Origin of the sequence: Bradyrhizobium nanningense, assembly GCF_004114535.1 — a bacterium.
Classification (GTDB): domain Bacteria; phylum Pseudomonadota; class Alphaproteobacteria; order Rhizobiales; family Xanthobacteraceae; genus Bradyrhizobium; species Bradyrhizobium nanningense.
This window is the reverse complement of record NZ_LBJC01000030.1, coordinates 13,622-30,214: the sequence shown is the minus strand read 5'-3', so window position 1 is coordinate 30,214 and position 16,593 is coordinate 13,622. Positions and strand designations below refer to the sequence as shown.

General features: G+C 63.4%; 12 protein-coding genes. 9 read left to right on the top strand and 3 right to left on the bottom strand.

Features of this window, described 5'->3' with window-relative positions:
* The first annotated feature begins 295 nt into the window (after positions 1 to 295).
* From XH84_RS25110 to XH84_RS25095, 4 genes are all read left to right on the top strand, one after another.
* The gene (locus tag XH84_RS25110) at positions 296 to 3,616 is read left to right on the top strand and encodes an adenylate/guanylate cyclase domain-containing protein (RefSeq protein WP_164937396.1); all 3,321 of its coding nucleotides are present in this window, start codon (positions 296 to 298) and stop codon (positions 3,614 to 3,616) included.
* Positions 3,617 to 3,920: 304 nt separating this feature from the next.
* Entirely contained in the window at positions 3,921 to 5,201 is a 1,281-nt protein-coding gene (locus tag XH84_RS25105) for an HlyD family secretion protein (protein WP_245471845.1), read from the top strand.
* Between the two features lie 12 nt (positions 5,202 to 5,213).
* Positions 5,214 to 7,406, top strand: coding sequence for a glycosyltransferase (locus tag XH84_RS25100; protein WP_128920090.1), 2,193 nt, complete (start codon positions 5,214 to 5,216; stop codon positions 7,404 to 7,406).
* Between the two features lie 246 nt (positions 7,407 to 7,652).
* Positions 7,653 to 9,482 carry a sensor domain-containing diguanylate cyclase gene (locus tag XH84_RS25095; RefSeq protein ID WP_430641958.1) on the top strand — a complete coding sequence of 610 codons (1,830 nt, stop codon included), beginning with the start codon at positions 7,653 to 7,655 and terminating at the stop codon, positions 9,480 to 9,482.
* A 30-nt stretch (positions 9,483 to 9,512) separates the two neighbouring features.
* Here XH84_RS25095 and XH84_RS25090 read toward each other — a convergent pair whose 3' ends face one another.
* Positions 9,513 to 10,736, bottom strand: a complete 1,224-nt coding sequence (locus tag XH84_RS25090) for a polyhydroxyalkanoate depolymerase (protein ID WP_128920089.1) — start codon at positions 10,734 to 10,736, stop codon at positions 9,513 to 9,515.
* Between the two features lie 154 nt (positions 10,737 to 10,890).
* Here XH84_RS25090 and XH84_RS25085 point away from each other — a divergent pair, with 154 nt between their 5' ends.
* Positions 10,891 to 11,547, top strand: coding sequence for a glutathione S-transferase family protein (locus XH84_RS25085; RefSeq protein WP_128920088.1), 657 nt, complete (start codon positions 10,891 to 10,893; stop codon positions 11,545 to 11,547).
* A 279-nt stretch (positions 11,548 to 11,826) separates the two neighbouring features.
* Here the strand turns inward: XH84_RS25085 and XH84_RS25080 are convergent, their stop codons facing one another.
* Positions 11,827 to 12,051 carry a hypothetical protein gene (locus tag XH84_RS25080; RefSeq protein WP_028138161.1) on the bottom strand — a complete coding sequence of 75 codons (225 nt, stop codon included), beginning with the start codon at positions 12,049 to 12,051 and terminating at the stop codon, positions 11,827 to 11,829.
* A 185-nt stretch (positions 12,052 to 12,236) separates the two neighbouring features.
* Between XH84_RS25080 and XH84_RS25075 the strand changes: the two genes are divergently transcribed.
* The gene (locus XH84_RS25075) at positions 12,237 to 12,593 is read left to right on the top strand and encodes a hypothetical protein (RefSeq protein ID WP_128920087.1); all 357 of its coding nucleotides are present in this window, start codon (positions 12,237 to 12,239) and stop codon (positions 12,591 to 12,593) included.
* 9 nt (positions 12,594 to 12,602) lie between these two features.
* On the opposite strand, the gene XH84_RS25070 is transcribed toward XH84_RS25075, so the two are convergent.
* Positions 12,603 to 13,706: a mandelate racemase/muconate lactonizing enzyme family protein gene (locus tag XH84_RS25070; protein WP_128920086.1), complete on the bottom strand. Its 1,104-nt coding sequence runs from the start codon at positions 13,704 to 13,706 to the stop codon at positions 12,603 to 12,605.
* Positions 13,707 to 13,877: 171 nt separating this feature from the next.
* Between XH84_RS25070 and XH84_RS25065 the strand changes: the two genes are divergently transcribed.
* The 3 genes from XH84_RS25065 (at position 13,878) to XH84_RS25055 (ending at position 16,583) form a co-directional block, all read left to right on the top strand.
* Positions 13,878 to 14,723 carry an AraC family transcriptional regulator gene (locus XH84_RS25065; RefSeq protein WP_128920085.1) on the top strand — a complete coding sequence of 282 codons (846 nt, stop codon included), beginning with the start codon at positions 13,878 to 13,880 and terminating at the stop codon, positions 14,721 to 14,723.
* Positions 14,724 to 14,862: 139 nt separating this feature from the next.
* Positions 14,863 to 15,789, top strand: coding sequence for an SMP-30/gluconolactonase/LRE family protein (locus XH84_RS25060; RefSeq protein ID WP_128920084.1), 927 nt, complete (start codon positions 14,863 to 14,865; stop codon positions 15,787 to 15,789).
* 200 nt (positions 15,790 to 15,989) lie between these two features.
* The gene (locus tag XH84_RS25055; RefSeq protein ID WP_128920083.1) at positions 15,990 to 16,583 is read left to right on the top strand and encodes a GNAT family N-acetyltransferase; all 594 of its coding nucleotides are present in this window, start codon (positions 15,990 to 15,992) and stop codon (positions 16,581 to 16,583) included.
* Positions 16,584 to 16,593 lie beyond the last annotated feature (10 nt).

Below are 16,593 nucleotides of genomic sequence, written 5' to 3'. Positions count from 1 at the left end.
CGTCCGCTTGACATCGTACGTCAGCACAAGCCGCAGTGTTGGTTCGGCTTCAGGTCTGGAATGAGCAACGACGATTCATCGCAACCTCTGCTGTCCAACGCTGCGCGCCAGCGATGTTTGGTAGCGCAGCCGTTTCGCATCGAGCAGTGTCCCGATCGAAACCGTACCGGTACTGAGTAACCTAGGTTTTCGCACGGCAAACAAGACGTGCCATCATGACCGCGTTGGGATATTCTCTCTGCGCGGCCGTGGTCCAAAATTCTGCTAACTGCCAGTCACAAGATCGGTGGGAGCCATGCAGATTGCGGAGTGGCTCGAGAAGCTGGGGCTTGGGCAATACGCAGAGCGTTTTGCCCAAAATGGCATCGACGTGGGCATCCTCCCCGAACTGATGGACGAGGACTTTGACAAGCTCGGAGTCCTGCTCGGTCATCGCCGCAAGATGCTGCGTGCCATTGCCGAGCTCGATCCAGCCGCATTGATCGCGTCGCCGTCTCCTCCTCACGACGCGGAGCGGCGCCACCTCACCGTCATGTTTTGCGATCTGGTCGGATCGACTGCGCTCTCAGCGCGTCTCGATCCCGAGGATCTGTGGGAAGTGATCCGGGCCTACCGCGCCGCTTGCGCGCGCGTCATTGCCGCTTATGACGGCAGGATTGCCAGATTCGTCGGTGACGGAATCCTCGTCTACTTCGGTTATCCGCGCGCCCACGAAGATGATGCGGAGCGCGCAGTGCGGGCGGGCCTCGACATCATCGCTGCGATTCGCCAGCTCGAGACAGGAGCCGGCGAACGGGTTGAACTGCGGATCGCAATCGCGACCGGGCTCGTGGTGGTCGGCGGCCTCATCAGCGGAGATGCATCTGAGGAGCACGCAACCGTCGGCGATACGCCAAACCTCGCTGCCCGGCTGCAGAGCCTGGCGGAGCCGGGGGCGGTCGTCGTTGCTTCATCGACGCGCCGGCTGCTTGGCGATCTCTTCACCTTCCGCAATCTCGGCCGTCGCGAGGTCAAGGGGATAAGCGAGCCCATCGCGGTCTGGGCGGTGGAAGGAGCGAGCGTATCGGAGAGCCGCTTCGAGGCGGTCCGCGCCGCGCGCTCGATCGGCTTTGTCGGCCGCAAGGACGAGATCGAATTCATTCTCTCGCGCCAGCGGGAGGCATGGCAGGGCTTGGGCCAGATCGTATTGATTTCCGGCGAAGCTGGCATCGGCAAGTCGCGCGTTGTGGCAACACTGTCCGAAAGCCCCTCGCTGGGGACACACCGTCGAGTGCGGTATCAGTGTTCGCCTTATCACACCAACAGTGCACTTCATCCCTTTATCGCGCAGCTCGAGCGCGCCGCCGCAATTCGCTTGAACGACACGCCGGAACAAAAGCTCGACAAGCTCGAGGCCATGCTGGCGCTGGGAACCCAGCAGGTCGCCCGAGCAACCCCGCTGATTGCGGCTCTGCTTTCGATTCCCATAGGCGACCGTTACCCGCCCCTCGGCTTGAGCCCGGCGCAGCAGCGGAGACAGACGTTTGCTGTCCTTCTCGATCAGCTCGAGGGATTGGCGCGAGGCCAGCCTCTGTTGCTCATCTGCGAGGATATGCATTGGGCCGATGCCACGACGCTCGAGCTGTTCGATCTCGCGGTCGATCGGATCAGGGCCCTGCCGATACTCGTGCTCATGACATCCCGGCCGGAGTTCGAGCCCTCCTGGTCGGGCCTTGCCAACGTCAGTCTGTTGCGGCTCGACCGGCTCGACCGGCAGGACACGCGCGCGCTGGTGGAGCAGGTGGTCGTCGGCCGCCAGCTGCCACGCGAGATGATGAAGCAGATCATCGACAAGACCGACGGCATCCCGCTGTTCGTCGAGGAATTGACCAAGATGGTGCTGGAGTCCGGCTTGCTCGTCGAAGATGCCGGACGCTACCGCCTGAATAGTCCGCTGCCGCCGCTTGCCATCCCCGCGACGCTGCAGGATTCGCTGATGGCGCGGCTCGACCGGCTCGCTCCGGTCAAGGAGGTGGCACAGATAGGCGCGGCCATCGGCCGCGACTTTTCGTACGCGCTGCTGAAGACCGTGGCAGGACGCGATGATCTGACCCTGAGGGCTGCGCTGGGACAGCTTGAAGAGGCCGAATTGCTGTTGCGCCGTGGGGCGCCGCCCGAAGCAAATTATAGTTTCAAGCACGCCCTCGTTCAGGAAGCGGCGTACGAGAGCCTGCTCAAGAGCAAACGGCAGGTGCTTCACACGCGAATTGGCGAGGTCCTGCGCGAGAAGTTTCCAGCCGTCGCCGAGACCGAGCCGGAAGTCCTGGCACACCACTTCACTGAGGCGGGGCTGAGCGAGGTCGCACTCGAATGGTGGCGCAAGGCGGGCCAGCAGGCACTGAAACGCTCGGCCTATTCCGAGGCGATCGCGCATCTCGGCAAGGCCATTGCGATCGCAGATCAGTTGCCAGACGAGCCGCGCCGGGTGATGAGCAGGCTGCATCTTCAAATCGCATATGGCCGTGCACTCAGGGGCAGCCTCGGCCATAGCGCTCCCGAAACGGTCGCGGCATGGACGCGTGCGCGCCAGTTCGCAGCCCACATCGATGATCCCGTTGAGCTGGCGCCGGTGCATTCGGGACTCTTCAATGCCTGCCTGACGCACGGCGAACTCGCTCCGATGCGGGAGCTGGCGGACGCCATCAGAAGCGCCGCTGACCGACGACCGGACTCGCCGGTGGCCGCCGTGGTTGCCCATTGGGCGGGCGGCGTCACCTGCTGGTTCGCGGGCGATTACTTGAATGCGAGAACGCATCTCGAGCGGGCGCTGGCGATCTATGGTGCCGAGCCGGATCCCGCGACCTTCAGGGCTTCGGCGCTGGATCTGCCGTTCGTGATCATGAGATTTCTTGCCCTGGTGCTCTGGCCGCTCGGCAGCACCGCTCGTGCGCGCAAGCTTGCCGCGGAAGCGGTGGGTGCTCCGGCAGAAAAACGAGCGCTGTCCCAGGCGAATGCGCTGGTTCATCGCGCAGTGTTCGACGGGATATGCGGGGGCATGCTGCAGCAAACAGAGACGATCCTGGCGCTCGGTCTCGCGCGCGACCACACGATGCCGCTATACGTGGCCGCGGGCACCTACCTGAATGGCCTCGCCAAGTGGCGCGCCGGCGACCGAATGGCCGGATTGGCGGACATGCGTCACGGCTGGACCTCGCTGCGCGAGAACGATTGCTACCTCTGCGAACCGTTTTGGGGGCTGCATGTCGCCATGGCGAATGCGGAGCTGGGCGAAGTCGAGACCGGGCTGGATATCCTGGACGAATTGATCGCCGGGACGGCACAGTCCGGCCAGCATTGGCTTGATGCCGAGCTGCATCGTGTCCGCGGTAAACTCTTGTCGCGCCATGACGGATCCAGTGCCGAAGATGCCCTGAAGCGAGCGCTGGAAATCGCGCGACACCAGCAGACCAGGACTTTCGAGCTGCGCAGCGCGCTTGAACTTGCCCGGCTGCAAGAGGCAAATGACCGAGCGAATGCGATATCCGAGGTGCTCGCTCCCGTGCTCGCTGAATTCGAGGCGGAGCAAAATCTTCCCGAAGTCCTGGAAGCGAAAGAGCTACTTGGGAATGGGCGTTAGCCGCGCCGTGATCGGCGCAAACGCCGCGCCGACTTCAAGCCGGAATGGGGCGATATCCTGATCCTCGATTCGGCAGCCGTAGTTATCCGGTTTTGACACGGCTTAACCTGATGTGGTGAACCCTAGGTATGCTTCTCGTGGTTGCGAAGGCGAGTCTGCCGCGGTGGCGAATCCTGATTTCGGCTGGCGGCAATGTTGTCGGATTGCTCCTTGCCTCAAGGCGCAAACTTCATCCCAACGCCCGACGATTGGTTTGCCTTCGCTGCGGCAGGCGCAGCGACCAAAGCCCATTGGAGATCCAGTCGTGGTTCGTTTGCACGTCGAACGTTTCATTCGCAGCCGGGTTGTTCGTCGAGCCCTGGCGCTCGGGATCATCGCGCTGAGCGGATGGGCCCTGTTGCCGTATGTGACCTACCGAATCGCTCCCTCCGCCTTTGTCAATGCCGAGCTGATGCGGGTGACCGCACCCTTCGCGGGTCAGCTCTCGCCTGATCTTCCGCGCAAGGGCGAATATTTCCAGCAGAGCCGGGTGGTGCCGCTGGTCGGGGCGCGTTCGCCGGACCGCCGACACCTCATGGACCTCGATCAGCAGCTTGCCGTGTCCACCAAACGCGCCGAGCTCGCACGTCGGCAACTCGAGGAAATCGCCGAGCTCGATCGCAAGCTCCGCGAGCGCAGCGAGGACTATCGTTTGGGGATGGTCGCGCGGCTGAGCCACGAAATCGGCGAAACGGAAGTTGAAAAAGGCGGCTGTCTCGCCGAGGCGCGGCAGCGGAACGATGTCGCGGGCCGGATGGAGAGGCTCGTGAAGCTCGGCATCAGTTCGCAGATCCGCTCCGGCGAAGCCCAGGCGTCGCAGGAGGCAACCGCAACGCGGTGCCAGATGGCCGATGAACGCCTGCAGCGCCTCAAGACCGAGTTGGGGGCGGCCGAGAAAGGTCTTTATCTTCGTGGCGATGCCAATGACGTGCCCTACTCCCAGCAGCAACGCGAGCGGCTTGTTCTCCGCCGCCAGGAGCTCGAGACGGACGAGTTGCAAAACAGCTCACGTTCTGCGCAACTGGCCGCGGAAATCGCCGAGGAGCGCGTTCGGCTTGATCGTCTCGATCACTACGATCTGTCGTTGCCTGCCGCCCATGTCGTCTGGTCAGTCGCGGCCAGCCCGGGCTCGATGGTCACGGAAGGGCAATCGGTCCTCGATTTTGCAGACTGCCAACGCCGCTTCATTGTCGTTGAACTGCCCGAGCGCGATTTCGAGAAGATCAAGGCCGGAGATGCGGCTACCGTCCGCCTGATTGGGAGCGGCGAATGGAAGACCGGCCAGGTCCGGCAAGTCCGGGGATCGGCTGCTTACGCCGATGATCGACTGCTTGCGGCTCGGGTGCCGCGGCCTGATCCCGGCAACATTACCGTCGAGATATCGCTTCCCCCAAATGAAACGTGGGCCGACCGCAATGGCTCCTGCGATATCGGACGGCTGGCCGAAGTGCGCTTCGAGCGCAGAGCCGACGGTTTGCTACGATTGGTCAGCTCGAAGTTGAAATGGCTAACCGCGCGCCTGGAGCTCGCCCAGTCGTCCCTGTGAGCGAGGTGTTCCATGCAGGCCATGACCCTGTCTCTCTCTCAGCTGTTCGCGCCGATGGTGGGCATCTTTGCGGCGATGTACCTGTTGGCGCCGACCTTTCCAGTCGCGCGCCTTTGGGCACGCGTCGCGGTTTTTGTCGCGGTTTGGCTTGTCGTGGCCCGCTATCTCGAATGGCGTATTTTCACCACGGTGCTGCCGGCAACCGGGACTTGGTATCAGGTCTGCTGGATCTGGTTCTGTCTCTTCGTTGAGCTCCTGACCTTCACGGATCAGTTTATTCTTTATCTGATTTTCCTTCGCAGGACCGATCGCCGCAGCGAGGCAGATCAGCACGAGCGTCGGCTTCGCAGCCTCCCGGATGACGAGCTGCCATCGGTCGACGTCCTTATTCCAACCTATGACGAGCCGTTCGAGGTGCTGGAAAAGACGATCACCGGCGCGCTGTGTCTGGACTATCCAAACTTCCAGGTCTGGGTTCTGGATGATGGTCGCCGGCCTTGGCTCAAGGAACTCTGCGAGGAAAAGGGTGCCGGGTATCTCACGCGCGCCGACAACTTGAATGCCAAGGCGGGCAATATCAATCATGCGCTGACGCAGACGAGCGGCGAGTTCTTTGCGATCTTTGACGCGGACTTCGTGCCGCAGCGCAAATTCCTGATGCGCACGATCGGCGTCTTCGCGGATCCAAAGATCGGAATCGTTCAGATCCCGCACACCTTTTACAACGAGGATCCGATGCAGGCGAATCTCGGCCTGCACAGGGGATTGCCGGACGAACAACGGTTCTTCTTCGATTCCATCATGCCCGCGCGCGACGGCTGGGATGGTGCCTTTTGTTGTGGTTCCAACTCCGTCACGCGTCGTGCAGCACTTCGCGTGGTTGGGGATGCCTTGCCAACCCAGTCCATTACCGAAGACATTCTGCTGACGCTGGTCCTGCTGCGCAAAGGCTACATCACCCGTTATCTCCACGAGCCCCTGGCGATTGGATTGGCGCCGGAAAGCCTTGACGCGTTTTTCGTGCAACGGCAACGCTGGGCGCGTGGCGCGATCCAGATTCTGTATCTCGCCGCCGGTCCGCTCGGCCCCGGACTCGGCTTGATGCATCGGCTCCTGTTCTTTCCGACCCATTGGCTCTCATTGGGCTTGCGGGCGCTCATGGTTGTGGTGGTTCCGATCGTGTTCATGTGGACCGGTCTAGCGCCTGTCGTCGACGTCACCCCCGAGTCGGTCTTCTTTTACTTGTTCCCCGCGATCCTGGCGCTCAACGGCGGCATCTCTTGGTTTGCGCCGCACGTGCACTTTCCGCTGGCCGCTCAGGTGTCGGCGACGATCCAGAGCTTCAAGATTCTGCCGACGGTGCTCGGGACTCTCGTCAAGCCGACGGGACATGCGTTCAAGGTGACGCCCAAGGGAGCTGCCGCGCGGTGCGCAAGCTACGCCGCGGAGATATTCTGGCCGTCGGCGGCGCTGATGGCGTTGACGGTTGTCGGCCTGGTTCTGAACACCATCCCGGAATGGCGGATGATCGATCATCCGGCCGCTTTACCGATGGTCGCCTTCTGGTCGGTGGTGAACATCGTCGTGCTCTTCTTCGTCTGCATGACCTCGCTGCAGGCTCGGATGGGACGCGCCGAGGAGCGTTTCGACGTCGATGAATCGGTCTTGATCCAGACTGGGACCGGCGAACGGCTTTCTGGGCGCGTGAACAACATCTCCCTCTCTGGCGCTGGCGTTCTGCTCGGCTCCGGCATTGACTGTCCTGGCGCTGGAGAACCGCTGCGAGTGCACATCATGCAGGTGGGCTGGATCGACGCGATGATCGTACAACAACGAGGCCGGCTGGTCGGGATGCAGTTCCATTTGCCGCAATCGCTTGAACGAGACCTGCTGATTCGCAAGCTCTTTACCGTCGCCCGTCTGAAGGAGAACGGTGTCATCGCATGCTCCGTGAACAGGGCGATGCTCAAGAACATCTGGTCAATGGCCGTGCCGTTGCCTCAAATTGTTACAACTGGCGCGAAGCCCGCATCGCTCTCGCCGCCGGTGCGTTTGCCGGCAGAGAGCCTGGTCGTTCGGCCTCAACCGCGGATCGACGATTTGGCACATCTTGCCGGAGTCCGAAGCCTGCATCCGGCCAGTTTCACTGAGCCTCACTTTGGCCGAGTGGCCGGCACGTTGAGCGAGGCCGTCAAGTCGGGCTGATTGCTGTGGTGTCCTTCTCGCCCGACCGGTCGATGGGTTATCGATCGACGGTCAAGCCGCTCATCGATGCCGTCGGTCTTCTCCCGGAGCCTTGTCAAAAAACTCAACCGGAACGGGCAACTGTCCCTTAGCCCAAGGCGTTTACGGGGTTGAGGGTGGAGGGAACATCTCTTGATCGATCACCGTACTGATGTTCGCCAGGGGCGTCTGACGTTCTGGGTCTCGGCATTCGTGGCGGTCGCCTGTATGGCGATTGTCGCGCTCAGCGGCTGGCGGGAATGGTCCTCGCGACTGGCGGTGCTGAAGGGCTCCGAAACGGACATGGCCAATCTGGCCCGGTCGCTGACGCAACACGCGGACGACACGTTCGAACTCGCGGACACCGTTCTGAATGTGCTGGTTGGTCAACTCGAATTGGAGGGAACCGGGCCAACGGCAATCGCCAAGATTCAGACCTTTTTGACCCGACGCAAGGCCGCGAACCGGATCCGCGCCGTATTTATCTACGACGAGACCGGCCGCTGGCTCGCAACTAGCGCGCCAGTGGATTTCGCCCGTCTCAACAACAGCGATCGAGATTATTTCCAGCATCATCGTGCCGTGGCGGACCGGGGGACCTTCATTGGGAATCCGGTGAAGAGCAGATCGGGCGGGCAATGGATCATCACCGCGTCAAGGCGCTTCAATCATCCTGACGGCAGTTTTGCCGGAGTTGCTCTTACGACGATCGATGTCGACTATTTTCTACAATTTTATCGCGGGTTCGACGTTGGCCAGAACGGTTCAATCGCTCTGGCGACCGCGGGAGGCATTGTCCTCGCGCGTACCCCGGACAACGGATATACGGGCCGCGATCTGTCGAGTGCTCCGCTTTTCAAGACTATTCGCGAGCGGCCGGCGGCGGGCGTCTACTACTTCACGTCGCCTCTCGACGGCGTTCGGCGTCTGAGCTTTTATCAACTCAGCAGCCGCTACTCCGTTCTCCTCGTTGCTACGGAATCGGAAGATGACGTCTTGGCCCCCTGGCGCCGAGCCGCGCTGACGCGCATGGCCGCAGTCCTGGCGCTGATAGGTGGGCTCGGTGTTGCCGGGCTCTTTCTGGTGCGCCAGTTGCACCTGCGGCAGAAGATGGCCGCTGCCCTGGTCGCCAAGGAGGCGGATTTTCGCCTCCTTGCAGAGCAGTCGGGAGACATGGTCATGCGCGTCGCAGTCGATGGACGGATCCTCTATGCGTCGCCGTCCACCGCTCGAATCCTTGGCTGGGCTCCGAACGAATTGGTGGATACATCAGCCCTCGCCGGCATCAATCCCGCGGATCTGGCCCGAGTTGAGCAAACGCTCTCCGCATTGATGAACGGCGAAGCCGAGGAGGCGAGAATCACATATCGCACCCGTCATCGTGAGAAGGAAGAGATCTGGGTCGAAACTGCACTGCGCGTCACGAGGAGTGCGCAGAGTGGACACATCGACGGCGTGGTGGCGATCTCGCGCGACATGACCGAACGCAAGGATCTGGAGGATAGGCTGGCGGCTCTCGCCAGTTCGGACGGCCTGACGGCCTTGGCAAACCGCAGACACTTCGACGAGCGGCTGGAGGCGGAATGGGACCGGGCCAGGCGGGAAGGAACGCCTCTGTCACTGCTGCTGATGGACGTCGATCATTTCAAGAGCTTCAACGACCGGTACGGGCATCAAGCGGGCGATTCATGTCTCCGCTCGATCGCGGGGGTCCTGGCGCAGCAGGCCAGACGGCCGGCAGACGTGGCGGCCCGGTACGGTGGTGAGGAATTCGCCTTGCTGCTACCGAATACCGACGCAGGAGGTTGCGAGCAGGTCGGCGAGCGAATCCGGCAGGCGATTGAAGACCTCGGCATCCTGCACGCGCTCAACCCGTCATCCAGGCAGGTCACCCTCAGTATTGGTGGGGCCACACATAATTCGTTCGGCGAAAAGGCGGATTGCACGTCGCTGATAGCGGCTGCGGATAAGGCGCTCTACGCCGCCAAGGAGGGCGGACGCAACCGCCTTGTGATGTCAGGGCAAGTCGTCGCGTGGCCCGGCTCGATACGGGCTTGAAGAGCAACTCCAGCGCGCCGTGGCGTGGCCTCACGAATTGACGTGCACGAAATCCCGTAACAGCGGATAGATCTCGTTATTCCAGCGCCGGCCTGAGAACACGCCGTAATGGCCGACGCCGGCCTGCATGTGGTGCACCCGCCGATAGGCGCGCACGCCGGTGCAGAGGTCTTGGGCGGCGAGGGTCTGGCCGATCGAGCAGATGTCGTCTTTCTCGCCCTCGACCGTCATCAGCCCCATGCGGCTGACGGCCCTGGTGTTCACGGGACGGCCGCGATGCATCAGCTTGCCCTGCGGCAACAGGTGCTCCTGGAAGACGTCGCGCACGGTCTCGATGTAGAACTCGGCCGGCAGATCCATCACGGCGAAGTATTCGTCGTAGAAGGTCTTGATGGTCGCGGCCTTGTCCTTCTCGCCCTTGGCGATGTGGTTGGCGAGGTCGAGATGCTGCTTGATGTGGCGCTCGAGATTCATCGAGACGAACGCGGTGAGCTGTACGAAGCCGGGATAGACCTTGCGCAGGGCGCCGCGGCATTGCACCGGCACGTAGTTGATCAAATTGCGCTCGAACCATTCGATCGGCCTGCTCTTGGCGAAGTCGTTGACCCTGGTCGGCTGGATCCGCGTGTCGATGGGACCTGCCATCAGCGTCAGCGTCGCCGGCCGCGAGGGATGGTTGTCCTCGCACATAATCGCGGCGGCCGCGAGCGCCGAGACGGAAGGCTGGCAGATCGCGACCATGTGGGGGCGCGGGCCGAGCTGGCCCAGGAAGTCGATCAGATGCTCGGTGTAGTCGTCGAGCCCGAAGCGGCCTTCGCGGCGTGGAATGTCGCGCGGATTGTGCCAATCGGTGATGTAGACGTCGTGGTCCTGGAGCAGCGTCTGCACGGTGCCGCGCAAGAGCGTCGCGAAATGGCCGGACATCGGCGCCACCAGCAGCATGCGCGGCTGCTCGCCAACGCCGTCTTTCCTGAAATGCAGCAGCGAGCCGAACGGCGTCGCGTAGGCGATCTCCTCGGTGACGGCCACTTCGCGATTTCCCACCATCACGCGCTCGATGCCGTAGGCCGGACGGTGATAGGTCAGGGTCGAACGTGAGATCAGCTCCAGGGCGGCCGAGAGCCGGCCAATGAGCTGATCCGACATGCCCTGCGGCACCAGATTGACGAACTTGAGCGCGGACGAGGCCCCCGCGCGCCACGGCGCCGTCAGGTCCATGTGGTTCTGAAAGGCCTGATAATACATCGACATCATACTGACATGCCCACCCGTTCCGCGGTGCTATGCAATAACGACGCCAACGGCAGCCGGACCGCCCGCAAATTGGCACGTCGCTTGCTGCTCACGTCACGGCAAGCACAGGGCAGGTCCGCGAGCCGGCGGAGAGGCGGGATCAGGGAAGGGCCATATGGTAAAGGCGACACTGACCATCAGCAGCAAGAACTATTCGTCTTGGTCGCTGCGCGGCTGGTTGCTGGCGAAATTCTCCGGGCTCGATTTGGAGGAAATCGTCACCGCGCCGGACGATCCGTCGGCGCGCGCGGAGATTCTCCTGCTGTCGTCGTCGATCCTGGTGCCGTGCCTGCGGCATGAGGGCGCGGTGGTCTGGGATACGCTTGCGATCGGCGAATATCTCAACGAGGTGATGCCGGGCGCCGGCCTGCTCCCTGATGACCGCATCCAGCGCGCCCATTGCCGCTCGATCTCGGGCGAAATCCATTCCGGCTTCACCACGCTGCGCGCCTCGCTGCCGGTGAATCTGAAGGGACGTTTTCCCGGCTTCAAGATCTGGTCGCGCGCGCAGGCCGACATCGACCGCGTCTCGTCCATCTGGCTTGACTGCCTGGAGAGGTCGGGCGGCCCCTTCCTGTTCGGCGCGCAGCGCACCATGGCCGATGCGATGTACGCGCCAGTGGTGACGCGCTTCGTCACCTATGATGTCAAGCTGGAGCCGCTGCTGAAGGCCTATGCCGACACCATCATGGCGATGCCCGAGATGGCCGAATGGATCGCGGCGGCGCGGGAGGAGCCGGCCGAGATCGAGGAGCTCGAGGTCGAATATTAGGCAGCCATTGCGCGGCCTTGCCTGCTTCGGCGGCGGCGATCCGCTCACCCAGCCTGAGAGCTATACGCTTGTCACGATTAACCTTTGGCGATCGTGACCAGCCGACGCCGTCTCCCGCGTTGCACAGATATTGTACGCACCTGCACGGCAGCATCGACATCTAGCCGTGAACAGATGCGTACACGGCCGTTCGGCTGATTCGGACGTGATTCGTTCGGGCCGCGTTCCGTTGGTTAAGGCGGAGCGCGGCGCCGTTGCATTTTGGAACAGATATCGGCTTCAGGCGGCCCCGCGCTGCTTCACGCGCGGCAGGCGCCAGCCGATGACGGTGGCTTCGACCGCGATGCCGGCTTCGTGGTTCTGCCAGCGTCCCTCGACATAGCGGCAGGCGAAGGGCAGTTGGTACGTGCCGCTGTGGTCCTCGCACAGCACTTCGAGCGCCAGGCCCGGCGGTGGTTCTCCGGCGCCATCGAATTCCGCCAGTCGTCTATCGCGCGTTGCCATTCCAAAAATCTCCCCTAAACAAAGCCGCGGAACGAGCGCCCACTTCTTCCGCGTCCGGATCATCGTTCCCCGTCCGAGGGAACGGACGCAAGCTCAACGCGAGAATGCGGTACGAGTGTGGTAGCCTTTCCCGGCTGTGCGCAAACAGCGCACATTGCCGTGATCGATCGGACGAGGAACCTTTCATGCTGCTTCGAGATGCCGGCATTTGTTTCGCGATATTGCTGCTCGCAACGCTGGCGAATGCGCCGGTGCACGCGCAGGACGTGCCCGGCATCGAGATCTGCACGGTCGAGAAGACCATGGAGCGTCGCACCAGCTGCCTGCAGAGCAATGTCGACTTCCTGCAGAAGACGATCACCAAGCTCAATCTCGACCATCAGCAGAAGCTGGATGCGGCGGGTCGTCAGATCGACGCATTGAAGACAGGCATCGCCGGCTTGCAGAAGACGCTTCTCGATCTCCAGGCCGCCCAAGCGAAGACTGCCGAGGATCTGAAGAAGAAGCAGGACGCGCCGCCGGCCAAGGACGCTGCGAAGTAGGCGCGGCGATCACGCCACGCGATAGCGCTCCATCACGCCGCGATCGGGCTCATAGCCGAGCCCGGGTCCCGTCGGCACCGCGACGTGGCCCGTGGCATCGACGTCGGCGCGGCCGCCCCAGAGGCAGGCCTCGCGCTTGAGATAGAACATCTCGACCAGCCCGTCGTCGCGCGTCGCGAGCAGATGCAGCGTCGCCAAGAGGCCTGGACCGAAATACGGGGAGTGCGGACCGATCTTGACGCCGAGCCGGTCGGCCAGCGCCGCGACCTTCAGAAATTCGGTGATGCCACCGACCTTGATCACTGACGGCTGGGCGTGGCTCACCGCGCCTGCCTTCATCATCTGGCGGAATTGATAGTCCGTGCAGGCATTCTCGCCGGCGGCGATGTCGAGCCCGCCTTTGCGGCGGACCTCGGCGAGCGCGGCGAAATCCTCCGGCGGCCAAACCGGCTCCTCCAGGAACATCGGTCGCGCGTCGCGGCACGTCGTCGCAAACGCGATCGCCTGCGCGGCCGTCAGAGGGCAGTTCATGTCGACCATCAGCGGAATGGCTGGCCCGATCGCCTCCCGCGCGGCGAACACCGCCGGCGCCGTGGTCTCGTGCAGCTTGATCGCGCTATAGCCGAGCGCGAGCGCCTTCCGGCATTCGGCCGCGATGTTGTCGGGCGAGCCGATCCGCAACAGGCTCGCATAGGCCGGAATGGCCGTGCGCCTGGTCTCGCCGAGCAGGCGATGCACCGGCACGCCCTCGATCTTGGCAGCAAGGTCCCACAGCGCGATGTCGAGCCCTGAGATCGCGAACATGGTGATGCCGTAGCGGCCGAACAGATGCAGATTGCGCTGGATCTGCTCCATCATTGCGGGAATGCCGGCGGCATCGGGCACCTTCAGCCCGCGGGCCTGCGGCGCGATCATCTCCTCGACGGCGCTGCGCGTGGTGCGCGGGCAGACATAGGCGAAGGCATCGCCCCAGCCGGTCAGCCCGGCATCGGTTGAGACCTCGACCAGCACCATGTCGAGCGCGGTGATCGCGGACGCGCCCTGACGAAAGCTCGCGACACCGGAATCATAGGGGATGCGGATATGGTGCGCCCGCACATCGGTGATGTCCATGATCCGGTTCCCCCTTCTCGTGAGCGGTTCTGGCGAGTGTAGCCGCGAACGCCGGAGCGTTGCCAGTGGCCATTGTCGGATTATCCTTCCTGTGCCGCCAGCAATGCCGATCAAGCGACGCGGCCGCATGCCGCGCATCATGACCGCGCTTCGAACGAGGGTTGAGCCGCCATGAACCCAGCGCAGCGTGCGCTCTGGTATATCGAGAGCCATCTGGCCGAGCCGATGACGCTCGACGAGATCGCTGCGATCTCGGGCGTGTCGCGGTTCCACATCGTACGTGCGTTTGCCGCAGCCACGGGTCTGCCAGTGATCCGTTATGTGCGCGCCCGCCGGTTGACGGAGGCCGCGCGCAGCCTTGCGGACGGCGCGCCCGACATCCTGTCGCTGGCGCTGGAGGCGGATTACGGCTCGCACGAAGCATTCACCCGCGCGTTCCGCGACCAGTTCGGCACCACGCCCGAAGCCGTCAGGGCCGCGTCATGCGCCAGCCACCTCAAGCTTCAGGAGCCGATCCTCATGGATTCCACCATGCTCGACCATCTCGCCCCGCCGCGTTTCGAAACCGTGAAGGCTTTCCTCGTCGCCGGTCCCGCCGAGCGTATCTCCTGCGACAACGGCGCCATGATCCCCGGCCTGTGGCAGCGCTTCCATCAGGAGGTCGCCGACATTCCCGCACGTGTCGGCCAAGGGAAAGATCAAGTCGCTTACGGCGTCTGCTGCAATGGCGACGATGCCGGCAATTTCGACTACATCGCCGGCGTCGAGGTCGCCGATTTCTCCGACCTGCCGCGCCGCTTTGGCCGCATCCGCATTCCCCAGCAGCGCTATGCGGTGTTCACCCACACCGAGCACGTCGCCTCGATCCGTCGCACCGTCAACACGATCTGGAATCAGTGGTTGCCGGCATCGGGTCTCGAGGCCGCGGACGCGCCGAGCTTCGAGCGCTACGGCGAGGCCTTCGATCCCGCAACCGGCAATGGCGGCTTCGAGATCTGGGTGCCGGTGAGGGAGTAGAGCTTCCGCAACGCTGGCATACCGTCCCGCTTGCTTGGCAAGCCCGGGCGACTTTGTCATAACCGCAGGCAAATCTTGCGTGTGGGGCCGTGCCGGACATCCCGTGCAAGTCATAACAAGCAGCCGGGAGGGTCTCGCAATGTCTGATGTCCGCGTTCTCGCCACCGACCTCGAATTTCCCGAAGGGCCGGTCGTGATGCCGGACGGCTCGGTGGTGCTGGTGGAGATCCGCGGCCAGCGCCTGACGCGCGTCTACCCTGATGGCCGCAAGGAGATCGTCGCCAAGATTCCGGGCGGCCCGAATGGTGCCGCGCTCGGCCCTGACGGCAAGATCTACATCTGCAACAATGGCGGCTTCTCCTGGGTCCCGACCCGGAACATGATCATGCCGGGCCCGCAGCCTGACGACTATCTCGGCGGCTCGATCCAGCGCGTCGATCTGCAATCCGGCAAGGTCGAGACCGTCGCGACCAAATGCGGCGCGCACGATCTGCGGGGGCCGAATGATCTGGTGTTCGACAAGCAGGGCGGTCTCTGGTTCTCCGATCTCGGCAAGCGCCGCGCGCGCGAGATGGACGTCGGCGGCATGTATTATCTCAAGCCCGGCATGACCGAGCTCGTCGAGATCGTGCACGGCATCCTGCCGGCGAACGGCATCGGCCTGTCGCCGGATGAGAATACCGTCTACATCGCGGAGACGCCGACAGGCCGGCTCTGGGCCTACGAGCTCTCGGCGCCCGGCACGCTGAAGCCGCGCGACGCGATCTATCGCGGCGAGCGGGGCAAGCCGATCTGCGGCCTCGGCGGCTACCAGATGTTCGATTCGCTCGCGGTGGAAGCTGGCGGCAATGTCTGCGTCGCCACTCTCGTTTCCGGCTGCATCTCGGTGATCGCGCCCGACGGCACCCTGGTCGAGCAGGTCCCGACCGGCGACCGCGTCACCACCAACATCGCCTTCGGCGGCCCCGAGCTGAAGACGGCCTACATCACGCTGTCAGGCAAGGGCGAGCTGGTCGCCATGGACTGGCCCCGCAGCGGATTGCCGTTGAATTTCTTGAATAAGTGAGCCAAGCCGTCATTGCACGGGAGGCGAGGCAACTCCCAGACCCTCACCCTGAGGAGCGCGCCCATGGCGTGCGTCTCGAAGGGCGAGGCCACCAGCCGGGCCTTCATCCTTCGAGACGCGCGAAGACGCGCTCCTCAGGATGAGGAGTTGGCAGTCTGGATTGCTTCGCTCCGCTCGCAATGACAACGGAGAGACCTCAAATGCCCTGGCCCGATCCCGTCACCCTGCGTGGACAGCACGCCCGTCTCGAGCCGCTGTCGCATCAGCATCGCGAGGGCCTGGTCGAGGCCGTCAAGGACGGCGAGCTGTCAAAACTCTGGTACACCGCGATCCCGCTGCCGGAGAACATGGGCAAGGAGATCGACCGCCGCTTGGGCCTGCAGGCTGCAGGCTCGATGCTGCCCTTCACCGTGTTCGATGCCGGCGGCAACATCGTCGGCATGACGACCTATATGAACATCGATGCCACCAACCGCCGCGTCGAGATCGGCTCGACCTGGTATGGCAAAAGCGCGCAGCGCGGCCCGCTCAACACGCAGTGCAAGCTGCTCTTGCTCCGGCATGCCTTCGAGACGCTTAATTGCATCGCGGTCGAATTCCGCACCCACTTCTTCAACCACCAGAGCCGCCGCGCGATCGAGCGCCTCGGCGCCAAGCAGGATGGCATCCTGCGCAGCCATCAGGTCGCGCCGAATGGCACGCTGCGCGACACCGTGGTTTACAGCATCATTGCCGCCGAATGGCCGACGGTGCAGGCGCATCTGGAATTTCAACTCAACGACAAGCCGCGCTAGGGGCGGCCGA

What these genes read in the sequence shown, in the direction of transcription:
- XH84_RS25110 (WP_164937396.1), top strand. Translation starts at nt 296, where the DNA reads ATGCAGATTGCGGAGTGGCTCGAGAAGCTGGGGCTTGGGCAATACGCA.
- XH84_RS25100 (WP_128920090.1), top strand. Translation starts at nt 5,214, where the DNA reads ATGCAGGCCATGACCCTGTCTCTCTCTCAGCTGTTCGCGCCGATGGTG.
- XH84_RS25095 (WP_430641958.1), top strand. Translation starts at nt 7,653, where the DNA reads ATGGCGATTGTCGCGCTCAGCGGCTGGCGGGAATGGTCCTCGCGACTG.
- XH84_RS25090 (WP_128920089.1), bottom strand. Translation starts at nt 10,736, where the DNA reads ATGATGTCGATGTATTATCAGGCCTTTCAGAACCACATGGACCTGACG.
- XH84_RS25085 (WP_128920088.1), top strand. Translation starts at nt 10,891, where the DNA reads ATGGTAAAGGCGACACTGACCATCAGCAGCAAGAACTATTCGTCTTGG.
- XH84_RS25080 (WP_028138161.1), bottom strand. Translation starts at nt 12,051, where the DNA reads ATGGCAACGCGCGATAGACGACTGGCGGAATTCGATGGCGCCGGAGAA.
- XH84_RS25075 (WP_128920087.1), top strand. Translation starts at nt 12,237, where the DNA reads ATGCTGCTTCGAGATGCCGGCATTTGTTTCGCGATATTGCTGCTCGCA.
- XH84_RS25070 (WP_128920086.1), bottom strand. Translation starts at nt 13,706, where the DNA reads ATGGACATCACCGATGTGCGGGCGCACCATATCCGCATCCCCTATGAT.
- XH84_RS25065 (WP_128920085.1), top strand. Translation starts at nt 13,878, where the DNA reads ATGAACCCAGCGCAGCGTGCGCTCTGGTATATCGAGAGCCATCTGGCC.
- XH84_RS25060 (WP_128920084.1), top strand. Translation starts at nt 14,863, where the DNA reads ATGTCTGATGTCCGCGTTCTCGCCACCGACCTCGAATTTCCCGAAGGG.
- XH84_RS25055 (WP_128920083.1), top strand. Translation starts at nt 15,990, where the DNA reads ATGCCCTGGCCCGATCCCGTCACCCTGCGTGGACAGCACGCCCGTCTC.